General features: G+C 59.2%; 19 protein-coding genes. 10 read left to right on the top strand and 9 right to left on the bottom strand.

Features of this window, described 5'->3' with window-relative positions; all coding sequences use genetic code 11:
• Positions 1 to 460 precede the first annotated feature (460 nt).
• The 4 genes from ACFIQF_RS21865 (at position 461) to ACFIQF_RS21850 (ending at position 2,500) form a co-directional block, all read left to right on the top strand.
• Positions 461 to 763 carry a hypothetical protein gene (locus ACFIQF_RS21865; protein ID WP_393945763.1) on the top strand — a complete coding sequence of 101 codons (303 nt, stop codon included), beginning with the start codon at positions 461 to 463 and terminating at the stop codon, positions 761 to 763.
• A gap of 302 nt (positions 764 to 1,065) precedes the next feature.
• Entirely contained in the window at positions 1,066 to 1,368 is a 303-nt protein-coding gene (locus ACFIQF_RS21860) for a hypothetical protein (RefSeq protein ID WP_393945762.1), read from the top strand.
• Between the two features lie 133 nt (positions 1,369 to 1,501).
• Positions 1,502 to 1,858, top strand: coding sequence for a hypothetical protein (locus tag ACFIQF_RS21855; protein WP_393945761.1), 357 nt, complete (start codon positions 1,502 to 1,504; stop codon positions 1,856 to 1,858).
• 90 nt (positions 1,859 to 1,948) lie between these two features.
• Positions 1,949 to 2,500 (top strand): tetratricopeptide repeat protein, encoded by a 552-nt coding sequence (locus ACFIQF_RS21850; RefSeq protein WP_393945760.1) that lies wholly within the window; start codon positions 1,949 to 1,951, stop codon positions 2,498 to 2,500.
• Positions 2,501 to 2,703: 203 nt separating this feature from the next.
• Here the strand turns inward: ACFIQF_RS21850 and murI are convergent, their stop codons facing one another.
• Positions 2,704 to 3,561 carry a glutamate racemase gene (gene murI, locus ACFIQF_RS21845; RefSeq protein ID WP_393945759.1) on the bottom strand — a complete coding sequence of 286 codons (858 nt, stop codon included), beginning with the start codon at positions 3,559 to 3,561 and terminating at the stop codon, positions 2,704 to 2,706.
• Positions 3,562 to 3,641: 80 nt separating this feature from the next.
• Entirely contained in the window at positions 3,642 to 3,974 is a 333-nt protein-coding gene (locus ACFIQF_RS21840; RefSeq protein WP_393945758.1) for a hypothetical protein, read from the bottom strand.
• A 313-nt stretch (positions 3,975 to 4,287) separates the two neighbouring features.
• On the opposite strand from ACFIQF_RS21840, the gene ACFIQF_RS21835 reads away from it, so the two are divergent.
• Together ACFIQF_RS21835 and ACFIQF_RS21830 are read left to right on the top strand one after the other, a co-directional pair.
• Positions 4,288 to 4,992, top strand: coding sequence for a YebC/PmpR family DNA-binding transcriptional regulator (locus ACFIQF_RS21835; protein ID WP_393945757.1), 705 nt, complete (start codon positions 4,288 to 4,290; stop codon positions 4,990 to 4,992).
• 196 nt (positions 4,993 to 5,188) lie between these two features.
• Entirely contained in the window at positions 5,189 to 5,467 is a 279-nt protein-coding gene (locus ACFIQF_RS21830) for a PsiF family protein (RefSeq protein WP_393945756.1), read from the top strand.
• A 99-nt stretch (positions 5,468 to 5,566) separates the two neighbouring features.
• Here the strand turns inward: ACFIQF_RS21830 and ACFIQF_RS21825 are convergent, their stop codons facing one another.
• The 5 genes from ACFIQF_RS21825 to ACFIQF_RS21805 form a co-directional block, all read right to left on the bottom strand.
• Positions 5,567 to 6,238, bottom strand: coding sequence for an HD domain-containing protein (locus tag ACFIQF_RS21825; protein ID WP_393945755.1), 672 nt, complete (start codon positions 6,236 to 6,238; stop codon positions 5,567 to 5,569).
• On the bottom strand, positions 6,235 to 6,696 hold the full coding sequence (locus tag ACFIQF_RS21820) for a methyltransferase family protein (RefSeq protein ID WP_393945754.1): 462 nt from the start codon (positions 6,694 to 6,696) through the stop codon (positions 6,235 to 6,237). Before ACFIQF_RS21820 ends, ACFIQF_RS21825 begins: the two co-directional genes overlap by 4 nt.
• A 13-nt stretch (positions 6,697 to 6,709) precedes the next feature.
• Positions 6,710 to 7,321 carry a DUF938 domain-containing protein gene (locus ACFIQF_RS21815; protein ID WP_393945753.1) on the bottom strand — a complete coding sequence of 204 codons (612 nt, stop codon included), beginning with the start codon at positions 7,319 to 7,321 and terminating at the stop codon, positions 6,710 to 6,712.
• Positions 7,322 to 7,411: 90 nt separating this feature from the next.
• Entirely contained in the window at positions 7,412 to 8,485 is a 1,074-nt protein-coding gene (locus ACFIQF_RS21810; RefSeq protein WP_393945752.1) for a YcjF family protein, read from the bottom strand.
• A gap of 151 nt (positions 8,486 to 8,636) precedes the next feature.
• Positions 8,637 to 9,317, bottom strand: coding sequence for a TIGR02117 family protein (locus tag ACFIQF_RS21805; protein ID WP_393945751.1), 681 nt, complete (start codon positions 9,315 to 9,317; stop codon positions 8,637 to 8,639).
• Between the two features lie 158 nt (positions 9,318 to 9,475).
• On the opposite strand from ACFIQF_RS21805, the gene ACFIQF_RS21800 reads away from it, so the two are divergent.
• A complete protein-coding gene (locus tag ACFIQF_RS21800; RefSeq protein WP_393945750.1) occupies positions 9,476 to 9,778 on the top strand; it encodes a YkvA family protein in 303 nt (100 codons plus the stop codon).
• Between the two features lie 261 nt (positions 9,779 to 10,039).
• On the opposite strand, the gene ACFIQF_RS21795 is transcribed toward ACFIQF_RS21800, so the two are convergent.
• Positions 10,040 to 10,954, bottom strand: coding sequence for an NAD(P)-dependent oxidoreductase (locus ACFIQF_RS21795; protein WP_393945749.1), 915 nt, complete (start codon positions 10,952 to 10,954; stop codon positions 10,040 to 10,042).
• Positions 10,955 to 11,224: 270 nt separating this feature from the next.
• On the opposite strand from ACFIQF_RS21795, the gene ACFIQF_RS21790 reads away from it, so the two are divergent.
• The gene (locus ACFIQF_RS21790; protein WP_393945748.1) at positions 11,225 to 11,692 is read left to right on the top strand and encodes a YjjA family protein; all 468 of its coding nucleotides are present in this window, start codon (positions 11,225 to 11,227) and stop codon (positions 11,690 to 11,692) included.
• A gap of 178 nt (positions 11,693 to 11,870) precedes the next feature.
• A complete protein-coding gene (locus ACFIQF_RS21785; RefSeq protein ID WP_393945747.1) occupies positions 11,871 to 13,793 on the top strand; it encodes a B12-binding domain-containing radical SAM protein in 1,923 nt (640 codons plus the stop codon).
• Positions 13,794 to 13,806: 13 nt separating this feature from the next.
• Here ACFIQF_RS21785 and dkgB read toward each other — a convergent pair whose 3' ends face one another.
• Positions 13,807 to 14,610: a 2,5-didehydrogluconate reductase DkgB gene (dkgB, locus tag ACFIQF_RS21780; protein ID WP_393945745.1), complete on the bottom strand. Its 804-nt coding sequence runs from the start codon at positions 14,608 to 14,610 to the stop codon at positions 13,807 to 13,809.
• Between the two features lie 237 nt (positions 14,611 to 14,847).
• On the opposite strand from dkgB, the gene ACFIQF_RS21775 reads away from it, so the two are divergent.
• Positions 14,848 to 15,729 carry an alpha/beta hydrolase gene (locus ACFIQF_RS21775; RefSeq protein WP_393945744.1) on the top strand — a complete coding sequence of 294 codons (882 nt, stop codon included), beginning with the start codon at positions 14,848 to 14,850 and terminating at the stop codon, positions 15,727 to 15,729.
• Positions 15,730 to 15,745: the final 16 nt, after the last annotated feature.

Here is a 15,745-nt window from a genome sequence, read left to right as displayed (position 1 = left end):
CTCAGACGGCAGCCGTGGCATAGCCACGGCTGGGGTTTGGGGGAGCTTGGCCTGAAATCGATTTATGCAACAACGCCCCCGCTGGAGAGACTTTGGATGAGCTTGTTTTGAATATGAACATGTACCAGGAGGCGATTCTAAAGCCAGTCGTTGATTTTTGGGATTGATTGAAAATTGGCAGCGTTTCTATGTTTTCTGGTCCGCTTTGATAAGCCTTAATCCTAAGCTAGCTCTACAGAGCGCCGCAGCACCCACGGCCCATGGAGCGATTCGCTCATAAAGCTATCGGTCTGGGTTCTGCTGTCGAGAAGCAATCCAAATGCACGCGTAAAGCGGGTTGTGTTTATTGCTGCATACCCCATCCAAGGCCACATGGCAGCATGAGCAGAATTTGAGCCTCTTCCATATCTGGCTTCATAGGCTTTGCAGTGCTTCCTCAGGCTAAATAAAAATTAGCTAAATGAAATTTTATTATCTCACTGTTGACGGTATGTTTTCGGGGTCTGGTATCAGAGACTCTGTAGAAGGAGGATATTTTTATTTGAGGGATTTGAAATTATCTGATTCTTTTATTTATCGAATCAAGAAATGGTTGGAAAATTACGCTGAAATGCATTTCCCAGGTTATGGGGATAGAGCAGGTATTGCAATTTTGGATAAGGAAGGCTTGGATATATGCTTGGCCCTCCAGCAGGAAATCCCTTTTTCGAAGATTGAGTATTATTCTGTTGGGGAGGGAAGGAAATTGCTTCTGTCGCAGTAAGCGTGCAAGCTTACGGTCATTCCATCTGGCCATTGAGTCGCAAGCGACTAATATCTTGTCCATATAAGAGGTCGAAAATGCCATTGCTCAGTGGCAAACTAGATTTACTGGATTTGTTTGCTTGAATTGTTGCAAGTGTTTTATTTGGATTGCTCAATCGAAGGCAGTGAAGGCATGGTTAGAGTCTATGCAGTAGGCCATGGTATAGCCACTGTGACTGGGTTAAATCATGTAAGCAAGCTCAGGAAATTGGCTTGCAGCAATTTGCGCAGGTAATTTAAAATTTCTGATGAAAATAGAGGATGGCTGTGGTCAAAAGAAGTCTTTTGCTGTTGGTGCTTGTCTTCTTGGAAATCATGTTTTTTCTTTCATACTTTGGCGAGACTATTCATTGTCCAGCCATAGATCTGAAATTTTTGACCTTATTTCTCATTATTTATGCGATTCATCTGCTGTTTTTGGCGACTTTGATTTTTGATGCCTCCGTTTTGCAGCGGATGGCAGAGTTGGTGCCCAAGAATGGATATGTGGTGGTGTATGGTTTTGGGGTGGGTTCCTACTTTTTCGCTACAAGAATTTTTATTCAGGCGTGCACAGGGCGATGAAAGCATTGGCTCGACGGCCGATGAAAATCGTTGAAGACCATGATTGAAAGCAACTGTGTGGGCAAGGTGCTTCAAAAAACCAAACTGCAAATTTTTATTTCAGGTTGGTAATATTTTATGAATTGATAAAAGCATGAAAGAGAAAATATTCTTCATTGTTTCAATTATTTTATTTCTGTTTTTTCAAACGCTGAATTTTGGCTTTTTGTTTCAAGTCTTGGGAATGCTTTCTGTGGCACTAGTAATGCTGGCTGGATCAATGATCTATGCCAAATCCAACACCAAAAAATCAGAGAGGCTTGCATTCCTTATTTCTTTTCTCATGTTGATTTTCTACGGTCTTGTACTCATGGCTTCGGGTTCGGTAGATGGCCTCTCTATAGACTGGATGGAAAATCCTGTTGTTGATGTATTCATACATGGACTTGCTTTTCTGAATATGTTCTTTGTGTTCAGGGTACTTTCTTTGGAGACCTTGGGGTCACAATAGTTGGACGGCACAATATTAATTGTGCTGTTTTAGCGATTTGTATGTGATTTTATGGCTGTTGGCGGCTGTGAGGCCCGAATGGAGGGTGAGGTGAAGGCTGAATTTGCTGAAAAAATAAAATCATGCACAAAAGCCGTCCATGCTTTGTACAGACAGCAACGCTTCGCCGATGCTGAAGAATATTTGTTGAGTTTCAAAGAAGGCTTGGGTGATGCTGATAAAGATGGCCTCACCTCATTGCTTCTGGATCACTATTACTTAACAAGCCAGCATGAAAAGGCTTTGACAATTCTAAGAAGCAGAATAAAAGACAAGCCCAACAACACTGAGTTGCGTATTGCAATAGCAGAGTACTACCACTATCACGATAAAAATTTGGATCGTGCAGATGAACTTGTTGAGTTGGCGCTTGAGTGCGCCATCGCCAATGGTGAGTTTGTCCGGCAAGTGCTGGGTATAAGAGCCAGAGTAGCCAAAGAAAAAGGCGATTACCTGAAGTTTAAAGATACGCTCAAGATGCTGTTGATCTTTGAGACAGCCAGGTCAGGATTGGATGTGGGCTTGGAAAAAGATTTTATAAAAAATCTGCCGGCTGAGGTTGCAAGAGACAACATCATCAAGATGTATAGAAAGCTTTTCTAGACATGAGCATCTTGGCAAAGTGGCAAACCTAGCCGGAGACTTTCCCCATCGACAGAAAGCTTTACAGCGCAAGCCGTAAGCGAAGCGATTCGGGTATTGGGTCTGGGGAAGGACAGGGCGCACCGCAGGCCGGCGCGTGCAGTCACTCAGATGCAGCTAACAAGTGAGCTGGCTGTGAAGTCGGCGGATAGTCAGGCAGTGCCTTACAGCGCAGCAGCCAAGTGGCAACACCTGGCGTCCAGGCTGAGCCACTGCTCCGCCGCATGCTGCAAAGCACTCAACTCTCCCGTAGTAAACAGCATGCATTGCTCGGCAGGCGCCATGGCCTGGGCGGGTTTGCGCAGCATGCCGGTGGCGTGGAGCAGGCTGTAGGTGCGGCGGGCTACGGGGGCGCCGGTGTCGATGAGGGTGGTGTCGGGGCCGACGAGGCTGCGCAAAGTGTCGGCAGCAAAGATGTAGTGGGTGCAGCCCAGCACCAAGGTGTCTATTTCGCCAGCGTTGGAGCCAAATGCACCCATGGCGTTGGTGTATTGGGCGCACAGGGCCTGGATCTGTGCAGCGCTTTGCTCGGCGGGGATGTCGGGGCGGGTGCTGTCTTCAATGGCGCGAGCCAGGCCTGAGCAGGCTTGCACCACAAAACGGGTCTGGGCGGCGTTGGCGGCTTGCAGCGCGGCAAAGCGGGCGCTGCTGACGGTGCCGTGCGTGGCGATGACGCCTACCGTATGGGTTTTGCTTCGCAGCGCAGCGGGTTTGAGCGCGGGCTCCACGCCGATGATGGGCAGGCCGGTGTTGGTGTCGCGCAGGCCGTCTACGGCTGCAGCGGTGGCTGTGTTGCAGGCAATTACCAGGGCTTTTACATCGTGCTGCTCGCGCATCCAGCCGGTGATGTGGGCGCTGCGCTCTTGCACAAAGGCGTCGCCTCGCTCGCCGTAAGGGGCGTTGCCACTGTCGGCCAGGTAAACAAAGCGTTCGCCGGGCAGCACTTCGCGCAGGGCGCGCAGCACGCTCAGGCCACCAATGCCGCTGTCAAAAACACCAATGGGAGATGTGGGGCTGGGCATGGCGGCAGAAGGTGGCGTGCAAAAGCAAAAAGCCGATTGTAGGGAGCTTTGCCAGCCCGCGTGCGCTGTTTGCTTGCCTTTCAGTCCACTTGGGCCAGCAGCATGATCGATGTAGCCAGCACGCTCACCACCCACACCAGCAGCGCCACCGCCAGCACATGTCCCAGGCGTGTGGCTTGGGGGCGCCAGCGTTTGATCAACAAGTGCGCCGGGGTGATGAGCAGCGCTTGCAAAAAGCTGGCCGATATCAGCACGGGCCACAGTTCGTCGTTGCGGATGCGTTTTAGCAAGGCCGCATCGCCCGCCCAGCGGAAAAGCTGCTCGGCCGGCGCATAGCTGGCAAAACCGGGCAAGCCCAGGAACACGAACGACAGCACCAGGCCCGCCGCCGTGCACAGCAGCGGAATGCGCAAGCTTTTGATCCAAGCCCAAAGACGGTGTATTAGCGCCATGGCTGCATTGTGCCTGTGCAGTGGAGGTTCAGAAATGATAGCGGTAGCTCATGGTTTGTTATGTGTTTGCAACGTAAATCAGCAGATTTTTGCTAGCACAGTGCGGTGGTGCTATTGACCCACAATCCCGACTCAGACTCTGGCCCAGGCGCCAGCGCAGCGGCTGGCGCAGGTGTATAAATTTGCCTTTGTCAAATTGGCGCATGGTCGCTCAGCGCTCCAGCGCCGCCGCAGCTCTCGCGCTGCCAAACCAAACAACAAGGAACTTGCAGCCATGGGCGCGCAATGGAAAGCAAAGGGCAAGGCGCTGGTCGCTGATGCCAAAGGCAAACTCTTCGGCAAACTGGTCAAGGAAATCACCGTGGCTGCCCGTCTGGGCGGCGGCGATCCCACCAGCAACGCGCGTCTGCGCATGGCGGTGGAAGCCGCCCGCAAGGCATCGATGCCCAAGGACACGCTGGAGCGTGCCATCAAAAAGGGCTCGGGCGCTGGCGCCGACGCGGTGAACTATTCGACCGTGCTGTTCGAAGGCTACGCTCCTCACCGCGTGCCGGTGATGGTGGAATGCCTGACCGACAACCCCAACCGCACCGCGCCCAATATGCGCGTGTGCTTCCGCAAGGGCCAGCTGACCGCCGTGGCCTGGGATTTTGACCACGTGGGCATGGTCGAGGGCGAGCCCGAGAACGGCGCCGATGTGGAAATGGCCGCCATCGAAGCCGGCGCGCAAGATTTTGAGGCGGGCGAGGAAGAGGGCGTGACCCTGTTCATCACCGATACCTCTGATTTGGACACCGTGGCCAAGGCGCTGCCCGCACAAGGCATCAAGGTGCTGTCGGCCAAGCTCGGCTACAAAGCCAAGAACCCGGTGAGCATGGGCGGTTTGTCGGCCGAAGCGCAAGAAGAAGTGCAGGCGTTTTTGGCCGGCCTGGAAAACGACGACGACGTGCAGCACGTGTACGTTGGCCTGGTTGACTGAGCGCCATGCGCAACACCCCACAAGCGGCCCGAGCGGCCGCTTTTTTGCGGGCGCCAGAGCGCAAGCCTGCTTGTCTGCCAGGCAAAATGCTTAGCAATTGGTGACGGCGGGCGCAAAGCTATTGACAGCGGGGCCGAGTTGTGCAGAAATGCGCCTGCGCTGGTCTTCGGCGCAGTTTTTAAAAAGAGCAAATTCCATGAAAAAACTCATTGTCCTCGCCGGTATCGCGCTGGCATCCCAGTTTGCCTTGGCCGCCGACAAGGCTCCCACCGCGCAGCAGCAGCTGATGGGCACCTGCAACGCCGAGGCCAAGACCAAGGAGCTCAAGGGCGACGACCGCAAGTCGTTCATGTCGAGCTGCCTGTCGGACGGCCGCAAGCGCCAGCAAGAACGCATGAAGTCTTGCAATGTGGATGCCACCGGCAAGAAGGGTGACGAGCGCAAGGCGTTCATGAGCGAGTGCTTGAAGAAGTAAGCGCAGCCAGCCCAAAATAAAAAGGCCTGCACATGGCGTGCAGGCCTTTTGTTTTTGGGCACCATGTTGAGTGAGTTCCTGGCAGCTCTTTGCTGCAGTTCAGGCTGGCGAGAGCGCGTTCCACTGCGCCACAAAGGAGGCACGAAACTCTTGCAGCCATTGCGCGCGGCGGCTGGCCTCTTGCCGGCCGGCTTCGGTCTGCATGCTGGCGGGGAGTTGCAGCAGTTTGCTGGCGATGTGGTCTAGCGTGTAGCGCTGGTCGTCCAGGCTGCGCTGGGTGGCGAGCGGGTCGCTCTCGTGTGCCAGCGTCCGGCCCAAGGCGCCACCGATGTGGAACATGCGGGCCAAGCCGACGGGGCCGAGGGCGTCCAGCCTGTCGGCGTCTTGCACGATCTGGGCCTCCAGCGTTTGTGGCGCGATTTGGGCGGAGTAGCTGTGTGCGGCAATGGCATGTGCGACCGCATCAATTTTGTTTTCGGCAAAGCCTTCTGCACGCAGCAGCGTGGCAGCGCGCTCAGCCGCCAGGCGTGAAGCCTGTCCGCGCTGCGGGTGGTTTTTGGGCAGGTTGACCAGGTCGTGCAGATAGCAGGCCGCTAACACCACCAAAGCGTCAGCTTGCGGATAGTGTTGCAGCAGTTGCCGTGCGTTGCCCCACACGCGTTGCAGGTGCGCGTTGTCGTGTGCGGCGTCCTGCTCCATGGTTTGGGCGGCCAGTTGCTGCAAGCGTGGCAGCCAGTGTTGCAATTCGGTTTGATCGGGAAGAGAGCTCATAGCCAACGTCGCACGCGGCGCAAATAGTCTTGGTAGGGCGTGCCAAAGCGGGCTTGCAATATGCGCTCCTCAGGCAGTATCTGAAAGCGCGTGATATAGCCCACAAAAAGCGGCAGCACCAGCAAGCAGGCCGGCTGGGCCAGCCACACGGCCCAGGCCGTGAGCAGCAGTGCCATGCCCAGGTACATGGGGTTGCGCGAGTAGCGGTAAATGCCGTCTTGCACCACGGTGCTGGAGTTTTGCGGCGCCAGCGGGTTGACGGTGGTGCGGTGCCGGCGGAAAGCCAGCAAGCCGGACAGATCTGCCGCGCCGCCCAAGGCCACCAACAGCAGCGTCAGCGGCAGGCGCCAAGGGCCAGCCCAGGCCGAGCTGGGCCAGTAATGGGCTACGGCCCACATCAGCGCTGCGCAGAGCAGGGCGACGACGGGCGGCGGTATTTTCAGTTCCAGGGCGCGCACGCTGCACCTCGGCTTATTGGTGCTGGAAGACCAGCGTGCGGTTGTTGGCCGGCATGGCGTGGTCTTGCAGCAGTTGCAGGCCGTGTTGCCGGGCGAGGGCGAGCACGTCTTCGATGTGGCGGATGCCGCAGTTGGCATCACGCGAGCGCAGCCAGGCATCAAAGGCGCGGTTGCTGTCGCTGGTGAACTGGCCGTTGTAGTTGAAGGGGCCGTAAACCGCCAGCACGCCTTGCGCTGGCAAGTGCTGCCCGGCCAGCGCAAACAGTTGCTCTACCAGCGGCCAGGCAACGATGTGCAAGGTGTTGGCGCTGAAGATGGCGTCGATCGGCGCTTCGCCGGCAGCTACGTCAGGCCATTGCGGCTGGCGCAGATCGAGCGTGACGGGCGCACGCAAATTGGGCGAAGGCTGCGCTGCGTGCCAAGCCTGTATGCCGGCATGGTGCTCGGGCAGCTCGCTGGTTTGCCACACCAAATGCGGCAGTTGTGGTGCAAAGTGGACGCTGTGCTGGCCGGTGCCTGATCCAATTTCGAGCACATGGCGGCGCTCGGCCAACGCATGGCGCAGCACGCCGAGAATGGGCTCGCGGTTGTTCTCGCAGGCTTGGGAAAAAGGCAGATCGGTCATGGGCAGAGCACGGGCACAAAAAAGCGACCTGCCGAGTATGCAGCAGGTCGCTGGTGCAGGGTGCTTGCGGGCTATCCGGCTATGGAGCTATCAGTTGCCGCGCACCATCTGCATGATCTTGGCGGTGTTCAGGCCGCGCGCCGTCTCTTGCATTTGTGGCAGGTAGCGCTCTTGCAGGGCGCGGCCGTCTTGCATGACGTGCTGGTAGGCGTTTTTCAGCATCTCGGTGGAGAGCTGGCGGCCGCCGGCGTAGTACTGGTTGGCCACATGGCCGAGCGCGTAGGTGGACGCAAAGCTCATGCCGCTGCTCACTGCTTGGCGCCCCAGGCCGCCGAACATGCCTTTACCCGCTTTGCCCAGCAGGCCGCTGAGCAGTTTGCGCCCGGCTTGCTCCAGGTATTGCGAGGTCAGGCCCACGCCCAGCGCGGCCAGCAGGTCTTTGATGTGGCCGCGGTCGAGCTCGTAGCCGTAGCTTTGGCCGATTTGGTAGACCAGGCGCATTTGCAGCGGAATGATGGCCAGCGTGGAGAGGTTCTCGGGCAGCAGCTCGATGGCGCCGTTCATGATGGAGGCTTTGAGGATTTTGCTGTCCATCTCGGCCGCGCTGAGCTGGCTGGGGCGGCGCTGCGCGCCTTGGCCAGGCAAGCTGTCTACCGCAGCCGGGTGCGGAGCAATGGCGCTGTCGGCCGGCGCAGTGGGCAACGGCGCTTGCAGCGGCGCGTCGGCAACGGTTTGGGCTTCCAGCTCAAAATGCAGTGGCGCGGCAGCTGCAGTGCTTGTCGCTACGGCAGCGGCAGTGCTGGTGTTGGCATGCGTTACTGCTGGCGCGGCGTTGCCGCCGCCCATGCCCCAGGCTTGGCGCAGCGATGCCAGAAACGCCTGCTCTTTGGCGCTGGTCTGGCCGTCGGCTTCGCACACGCACACGGCCATTTCGTAAGCGAGCTGTCGTGCTTCGGTGCTGGCCAAACGGGCAACCACATCGGCCAGTTGCACGCGGCGCAGCAGCACGTCCTGGTACAGGCTGGGTAGGTTGATTTGCTGGTCGCCCGCCAGGCTTTCGGCCACCTGGCGAATTTGCTCGCGCTCGCGGTCGTGCTTTTCGCCGTCGGCAAATGAGGCCAGCAGGCAGATCGTGAGGGTGGCGCGGATTTCTTCAGCGGTCATGGCAAGTCCTGAAAGGTCTGGTCATCAAAGAGTGCGTTGGAGCGCCAGCGGGCGCTCTGGTTCCCGCTGGCAAGGTTACTTTATGCAAATTTTGGGTGACGGCTGCATGACTTGAAAGTGTGCAGGTTTGGGCTTGGCGAGCGTACAGGTGTTAGGGCAGAACCGGGCAAGGCTGGCCTTGCCAGCGGGCGCTGTAGAGCACGCGGCTGGCAGTGAGGCTCAGCCTGGGCGAGACATCCAGACCGCCGGCCTGCAAGGCGCTCGCCGTCCAGCGGTTGCAGGTGTTGAGCAGGTGGTAGCGGCCGGTGGCGTGGTAGAACTCGCTGTTGCCATAGATGCCTGGGCCGGCCGAGATGGGCGCGTTTTGCGCATCGCGCTCAAAGCTGGCGGCCACCCAATCGGCCATGCGCTGGTATTGCGCGGGTGTTACGCAAAATTGCGCTACATCGGCGTTGTGCGTAAAGCGCGGCATGTCGGGCACAGCCACCACATGCATGACAGCGCCTTGCGAGTCGAACATGGCTTGCAAGGCCAGTTCGGTGTTGACTTCGGTGGCGCGGTAAAAGCCCACATCGCCCCAGCCAATTTCGTAATACGCGGCTTGCGGAAAACGTTGCTGCAGCGCTGGCAAACGCTGGTGGATGGCGGCCGCCGGCAGCAGCAAGCCCGCGTGCCAGCCATTGCCAACAATGGTGATCGGTACCGGCAGCTCCCCCACACTCAGGCGCGCCGGACCCAGCGCCAAAGCCCCCAGCACCAGCAAGGCACAGCCCTGCCGCAGTCGGGCGCGCAGGCGCAACACCTGCAGCAGGCTGGCACTGCGCTCAGCCATGCAGGCAGCGGCGCCAAGGGTGGCGAAGGAAGGTGGTTTTCATCCGGGCGATTTATGGGGTGGGCGCTGGCAAAAAATATACACCGGCTCTTGTCATCCCCCGTGCTGGCCGCACGTTATGGGTTCGTCCGTTGTTTTTTCTTGCTAGGAGTTCTGCCATGTGGAAGCTCGGCCGTTTGTTCACCATGTTTCGCAAAGAGTTGCTGATGGCTTGGGCTTTGCTGCGCGACCCGCGTGCGCCCAAATCGGCCAAGGCGGTGATTGTGCTGGCGGGCTTGTACGTCATCAGTCCGGTGGATTTTGTGCCCGATTTCATCCCCATTCTGGGCTGGCTGGACGACGGCCTGATCGCCTATCTGCTGATGCAGCTGGCTTTCAAGTTTTTGCCCAGCGATTTGCTGGCGTCGCTAGAAGCGATGGTAGGGGACCGCCGCCAAGCCAAAACCAGCGTCAAGCCCTGAGCGGGCTCTAAAAGGAGGGTACCTTGGTGGCGTAATCGTGGTGGCGAAGTCAGCCGAAGCGCTTGTGTTGAAAGTCTTCGTTTTGAGGTGGCGAGATGGCCGCGTATGCTTTGTTGCGGGGTCTTGCCGTACCCAGGTACTGTCTGCACCCCCGACGCCGCGCCTACGCGGCCATCTCGCCATTGCGGTGAACTATTCCAGCGCCCGCTTCGCTGCAAAGCGATGCTGTTGCTTGGCTGGCGAACAGTTAAGCGGCTGGGCTCAGCCTGGCGTCCAGCCTTTGGGGACGCGGGGTTTGTCGATGCGGGCCAGCTCGCAAACCACATCGGCCATGCCGGAGAAATCAATGCTGCCGTGCTGGCTGGCGCGTGCCAGGCTGTAGCTCTCGTGCACGGCGGCGGCCACCGGCATGGGTACTTTGGCGGCGTGCGCTGCGCCCACCACCAGCGACATGTCTTTGTGCGCCAGATCGATGGTGAAGCCCGGCGTGGTGTCGCCCACCAGCACCTTGTTGGCAAAGTTCATGCGCAGCTGGCCGTTGGTGGCTGACGTGCCCAGCAGCACTTGCAGGGTTTTGGTGATGTCCAGCCCAAAGCGTTGCGACAGTGCCAGCGCCTCGGCGTTTACCTGCGTCAGCGAGACAGCCACATAGTTGTTCACCAGCTTGGTGCGCCCGCCCGTGCCCACCGGCCCGCAGTGGTGGGTGGTGGTGCCCATGGCGTTGAGCAGGGGTTGCACCCGCGCAAAATCGGCATCGCTCGCGCCCACCATGAAGAGCGATTCGCCCCGGTCGGCGTGCTCGGCCAGGCGGCCCACGGGTGCGTCCACCATGCTCAGGCCTTTGGCGGCGGCAAGCTGGGCCAGCTTGTCGGTGGCGAGCGGGTCGATGGTGCTCATGTCCATCAAAATCGTGCCGGGTTGGGCGTGGGCAAAAATGCCGTCGGCTGCCAGCGCGATTTGTTCTACCTCTACCGACGAGGGCAACATGGTGATGACGATGCTGCAGTCGCGTGCAATCTCTGCCACTGGCGCCGCTTGTGCGCCCAGCGCTACCAGTTCTTGTACGGCTGCGGCGTTCAGGTCGTTCACCTTCAGCGCAAAGCCTTTTTTCTGCAAATTGGCGGCCATGGATTTGCCCATGCGCCCCAGGCCGATAAAGCCGATTTTTTCTGCCATTGTGTGTCTCCTTGTTGCTGGGCTGCCGCCCGGTAGGGGCCGGTGTGTTCCGGTTTTTTCTGAGGCCATCATCGCGGAGACAGTGCCGTTTGCCCTGTCAATCACAAGACATGGTGGTGCTACCCAGCCAGGCCGTGGCACAGCTTCTTACAGCCAGGCCGCGAGGTTTGCAAACTTCCACATTTGCCAGGGCGGCAGCGTGCTAATGTGCGGTTCTGTGCGCGCTTGAGGTGAATCAAGCCCGCCATGTGATTTGCAAAGGACTTCCGTATGAAAAAACTCGCCATCTCTACCGTTTTGTTCGCAGCGCTGGGCGTGGCCCAGGCTTCGGGTCTGGGCGATGCCGTCAAGGGCCAACTGGGCGGCTCGGGCAGCGGCTCATCGGCGGCCACTTCAGGCCTGGCTGGTGCCTTGGGTGGTGGCGGCGGCGCCTCGGCCCTGTCGTCGCTGGGCGGTTTGACTGGCGCGGGCACGGCCAGCAATGCAGCCGGCGTGATCACCTATTGCATGAAGAACAACTACCTCAACGCCGACAAGGCCGCGCAGATGAAAGACCAGTTGCTCGGCAAGATGGGGCTGGGCAAAAAGGAAGAACCCAAGGACGAAGGCTATATGAGCGGCCTGTCGGGCATGATCAAGGGCTCGGACGGCAAGACCTTCAGCCTCGACAGCATCAAGGGCAAGGCCAAGGAGAAAGCCTGCGACTTTGTGCTCGACAACGCCAAGTCGCTGCTGTAAAACAGTTCAGTCCCCAAAGCCAGTGCAGCGCACCACTGCACTGGTTTTTTTGCGTCTGGCCCGGCCTGAATGCCGCAGGCATACCCGCTGAGCGGCGCTGCAGAGCCAAGCCAGCGACAATACAAGTCTTTCTCGGCTGGCAGTCTGCCAGCGGCCCTAGTTTTTGTTGCCTGTTTTCATGACCGTTTCCGCTGCCCGTGTGCTGTCGCTCATCCCGCCGATGACGCAGCTGAACACGCCTTATCCCTCGGCTCCGTATTTGACGGGTTTTCTGCGCTCTCGCGGCGTCGATGCCGTGCAAGAGGATTTGGCGCTGGCGCTGGTGCTGCGCTTGCTCTCGCGCGATGGCCTGGTGCGCATCATCGATCTGGTGCAGGCGCAGTTTGATGCCGATCCAGGCCGCTTGTTCAGCCCGGCCGTGCAAAGCTTCATGGGCCAGCGCGAGCAATACCTGGCTACCGTGAACCGCGTGGTGGCCTTTTTGCAGGGCAAGGACAGCACGGCCAGCCACCGCATTGTCAGCCGCGGCTGGTTGCCCGAAGGCCCGCGTTTCGAGGCGCTGGAGCACTATATGGACGACGGCAGCGGCGACCCTGTCGGCTGGGCCTTTGGCGCGCTCGGCCAGCAAGACCGCGCCAAGCATTACGCCACCTTGTACTTGAACGATTTGGCCGATGTGATCCGCGATGCGGCCGACCCGCGCTTTGAGTTTGTGCGCTATGCCGAATCGCTTTCGGGCAACCAGCCCACTTTCGATCCGCTGGCCCAGGCCTTGGCTGCGCCTTACACCTTGGTCGATGAAGCGCTGGCCGATTTGACGCGCCAAGCCATGCAGCGCCACCAGCCCACGGTGGTGCTGCTGTCTACGCCTTTCCCAGGCTCGGTATATGCGGCTTTTCGGATTGCGCAGCTGATCAAGGCCGAGTTTCCGCATATCCAAACCGTGCTGGGCGGCGGCTTTGTCAACACCGAGTTGCGCGAGCTGGCCGAGCCGCGCGTGTTTGACTATTTTGACTTTGTCACGCTCGATGCCGGCGAACGCCCTTTGCTGGCCTTGCTGGAGCATTTGCGCGGCGAGCGCGGCCGCTCGCGCCTGGTACGTACCTTTGTGCGCGGGGACGATGGCGCTGTGCAATACATCAACATGATGGAAGCGGACATTGCCTTTGCCGAGGTCGGAACACCAACCTGGGATGGCTTGCCGATCCACGATTACCTGTCGCTGCTGGACATGCTCAACCCCATGCACCGCATGTGGAGTGACGGCCGCTGGAACAAGCTCACCATCGCGCACGGCTGCTACTGGAAGAAGTGCAGTTTTTGCGATGTGAGTCTGGATTACATCGGCCGCTACGAAGGCGCGAGCGCTACCGAGCTGGCCAACCGTATCGACGCCATCGTGGCTGAGACCGGGCAGACCGGCTTTCATTTTGTCGATGAAGCGGCGCCGCCCAAAGCGCTCAAGGCTTTGTCGCAAGAGCTGATTGCGCGCGGCACGCATATCAGCTGGTGGGGCAATATCCGCTTCGAGAAAACCTTCAGCCCCGAGCTGGCGCAGCTCATGGCAGACAGCGGTTGTATTGCCGTGTCGGGCGGGTTGGAAGTGGCCTCGGACCGCTTGCTCGATCTGATGAAAAAAGGCGTGAGCGTTGAGCAGGTGGCGCGTGTGACCAAGGCGCTGACCGAGGCCGGCATCTTGGTGCACGCTTACCTGATGTACGGCTTTCCCACGCAGACGGTGCAAGACACGGTGGACGCGCTGGAATATGTGCGCCAGCTGTTTGAGAACGGCTGCATCCAAAGCGGCTTTTTCCACCGCTTTGCCTGCACCATCCATTCGCCCGTGGGCCAGAACCCGGCCGAGTACGGCGTGAGCTTGCCCGAGCAGCCGCCCGCCACCTTTGCCCGCAACGATATTCCGTTTGTCGATGCCACCGGCGTGGACCACGATGTGCTGGGCCTGGCGCTCAAAAAGGCCATCTACAACTACATGCACGGCATCGGCTTGGAAGAGGATGTGCGCACCTGGTTCGACATCAAGGTGCCCAAGCCGACGGTGCCGCGCAACAAGATCGCCAAGGCGCTGGCGGCCAAGGGCTGAACGAGCCAGGCGGTTAATCCCAAACCGGTGCCAGACCTTCGGGGTTCACTTCGCGGCCATTGCGCTCCAGTTGTGCAATGCGGGCCATGTCTTCGGCGTCCAAACGCAGTTGCTGCGCTTTCAGGTTGCTGGCCAGGTTTTCGCGCTTGGTGGACGAAGGAATCACGCTGTAGCCCAGCTGCAGAGCCCAGGCCAGTGCCACCTGGGCAACGGTGGCTTGGTGCTTGGCGGCAATCTCGGCCAGCACCGGGTCTTGCAGCACCTTGCCGTAAGCCAGCGTCATGTACGAGGTCACGGCAATGCCTTGCGCTTGCAGATAGGCGGTCAGCTTGCGGCCTTGCAGGTAGGGGCTCAGCTCGATCTGGTTGGTGGCAATTTCACCCGCACCAACGGCCGCAATGGCTTGTTCGGTGAGCGCGATGTTGAAGTTGGAGATGCCGATTTGCTGCGTCAAACCCTGGGCCTTGGCCTGAGCCAGTGCTGTCATCATCTCGTCAATGGAGACGCCGTTGCCCGGTGCAGGCCAGTGGATAAGCGTCAGGTCAACGCGGTCGGTACGCAGCTTTTGCAGGCTCTCTTGCAGGCTGGGAACCAGCTTGGCCGGGCTGTAGTTGTCGACCCAGATCTTGGTGGTAATGAACAGCTCGTCGCGGGCCACGCCGCTTTCGGCAATGGCTTGGCCTACTTCGGCTTCGTTGCCGTAGATTTGTGCGGTGTCGATGGCGCGGTAGCCCACGTCGAGCGCATTGCGCACCGAATCAATAACAACGGGGCCTTGCAGGCGGAAAGTGCCGACGCCAAATTTAGGAATACTCATAGGAAAGTTCTTTGAGGTGGTTTGCAGATGCAGCGTTTGCGGGAGTGCTGAAACAGGCTCTGACGCTGCCAAGCCCGCCAGTGTGCGCCCAAGTGCGCGGCAGATAAAGCAGGGCAACGGCCAAGCACTTGTGCCGTGGCATCACAGATGGCTGTCGCTACTGGGCCATAGCTGCGTGCTTGCGCAAGGGAGCCACTGCTATAGTGCATTTCGACCTTGAGCAGCCGGATTTTCACCATGAGCCCACGCCCGCTTTTTGCCGACTACGCCGACCAAGCCGCTATCGACCAGGCCTACAACCCGGACGCGGTGGCCGTGAACCGCGCCCAGTCGATGGAGCACATGGCCGCGCAGGCGCACCAAGCCCGCAGCACGCTGGCCTGCCATCCCAAAGTGCCTTTTGGTGCCACGCTGGAGGAGTACCTGAACATCTTCCCCGCCGCGCAGCCCAACGCGCCGGTGCTGGTGTATTTGCATGGCGGTTATTGGCGCGCCAACCGTGCGGAAAATTTTGACGGTGTGGCGCTGGGCGGCGTGGCAGCGGGCTTTACCACGGTGGTGTTGAACTACGCGCTGTGCCCGTTTGTGACGCTGGACGAAATCGTGCGCCAGGTGCGCGCAGGTCTGGTGTGGGTGCACCGCCATATCGAGGGTTACAACGGCAATCCGCAGCAAGTGGTGGTGGCTGGCCACTCGGCTGGCGGCCAATTGACTGCCATGGCTTTGCTGACGCCTTGGCAGCGCGACTACGGGCTGGACGATAACTGGCTGGCCGGCGGCCTGATGGTGAGCGGCCTGTATGAGCTGGGCCCTTTGCGCTTCAGCTATTTGCAGCCGCTGATCCAGCTGAGCAGCGAGCTGATCGAGCGCAACTCGCCCGCCCGGCTGCTGCAGCCGCGCACGGTACCCGCCTATTTCTGCTGGGGTGGCTTGGAGCAATCGGCTTTTGCCCAGCAGTCGAGCCTGATGCACGAGCGCTGGCGTGCCGCAGGCAACACCAGCGAGCTGCAGCAGATTCCCGATTGCGACCACTTCAGCATTCTGCGGGGCTTTGACAGCGCCGATGGCACGCTGATTCGTGCAGCTCGCTCACTGCTGGCCGACAAAAACGCGCCATGAAGCAAGGGCAGTAAAG

This window comes from Comamonas trifloxystrobinivorans (genome assembly GCF_043359985.1).
GTDB classification, from domain to species: Bacteria; Pseudomonadota; Gammaproteobacteria; order Burkholderiales; family Burkholderiaceae_C; genus Comamonas; species Comamonas trifloxystrobinivorans.
The sequence above is the reverse complement of the archived record's forward strand: the minus strand, read 5'-3'. Positions and strand labels throughout refer to the sequence as shown.

Coding starts and splice junctions, on each gene's coding strand:
- ACFIQF_RS21795 (WP_393945749.1), bottom strand. CDS start 10,954: ATGGCAGAAAAAATCGGCTTTATCGGCCTGGGGCGCATGGGCAAATCC.
- murI (WP_393945759.1), bottom strand. CDS start 3,561: ATGCCCAGCCCCACATCTCCCATTGGTGTTTTTGACAGCGGCATTGGT.
- ACFIQF_RS21860 (WP_393945762.1), top strand. CDS start 1,066: ATGGCTGTGGTCAAAAGAAGTCTTTTGCTGTTGGTGCTTGTCTTCTTG.
- ACFIQF_RS21775 (WP_393945744.1), top strand. CDS start 14,848: ATGAGCCCACGCCCGCTTTTTGCCGACTACGCCGACCAAGCCGCTATC.
- ACFIQF_RS21865 (WP_393945763.1), top strand. CDS start 461: ATGAAATTTTATTATCTCACTGTTGACGGTATGTTTTCGGGGTCTGGT.
- ACFIQF_RS21800 (WP_393945750.1), top strand. CDS start 9,476: ATGTGGAAGCTCGGCCGTTTGTTCACCATGTTTCGCAAAGAGTTGCTG.
- dkgB (WP_393945745.1), bottom strand. CDS start 14,610: ATGAGTATTCCTAAATTTGGCGTCGGCACTTTCCGCCTGCAAGGCCCC.
- ACFIQF_RS21855 (WP_393945761.1), top strand. CDS start 1,502: ATGAAAGAGAAAATATTCTTCATTGTTTCAATTATTTTATTTCTGTTT.
- ACFIQF_RS21830 (WP_393945756.1), top strand. CDS start 5,189: ATGAAAAAACTCATTGTCCTCGCCGGTATCGCGCTGGCATCCCAGTTT.
- ACFIQF_RS21785 (WP_393945747.1), top strand. CDS start 11,871: ATGACCGTTTCCGCTGCCCGTGTGCTGTCGCTCATCCCGCCGATGACG.
- ACFIQF_RS21790 (WP_393945748.1), top strand. CDS start 11,225: ATGAAAAAACTCGCCATCTCTACCGTTTTGTTCGCAGCGCTGGGCGTG.
- ACFIQF_RS21825 (WP_393945755.1), bottom strand. CDS start 6,238: ATGAGCTCTCTTCCCGATCAAACCGAATTGCAACACTGGCTGCCACGC.
- ACFIQF_RS21805 (WP_393945751.1), bottom strand. CDS start 9,317: ATGGCTGAGCGCAGTGCCAGCCTGCTGCAGGTGTTGCGCCTGCGCGCC.
- ACFIQF_RS21815 (WP_393945753.1), bottom strand. CDS start 7,321: ATGACCGATCTGCCTTTTTCCCAAGCCTGCGAGAACAACCGCGAGCCC.
- ACFIQF_RS21810 (WP_393945752.1), bottom strand. CDS start 8,485: ATGACCGCTGAAGAAATCCGCGCCACCCTCACGATCTGCCTGCTGGCC.
- ACFIQF_RS21835 (WP_393945757.1), top strand. CDS start 4,288: ATGGGCGCGCAATGGAAAGCAAAGGGCAAGGCGCTGGTCGCTGATGCC.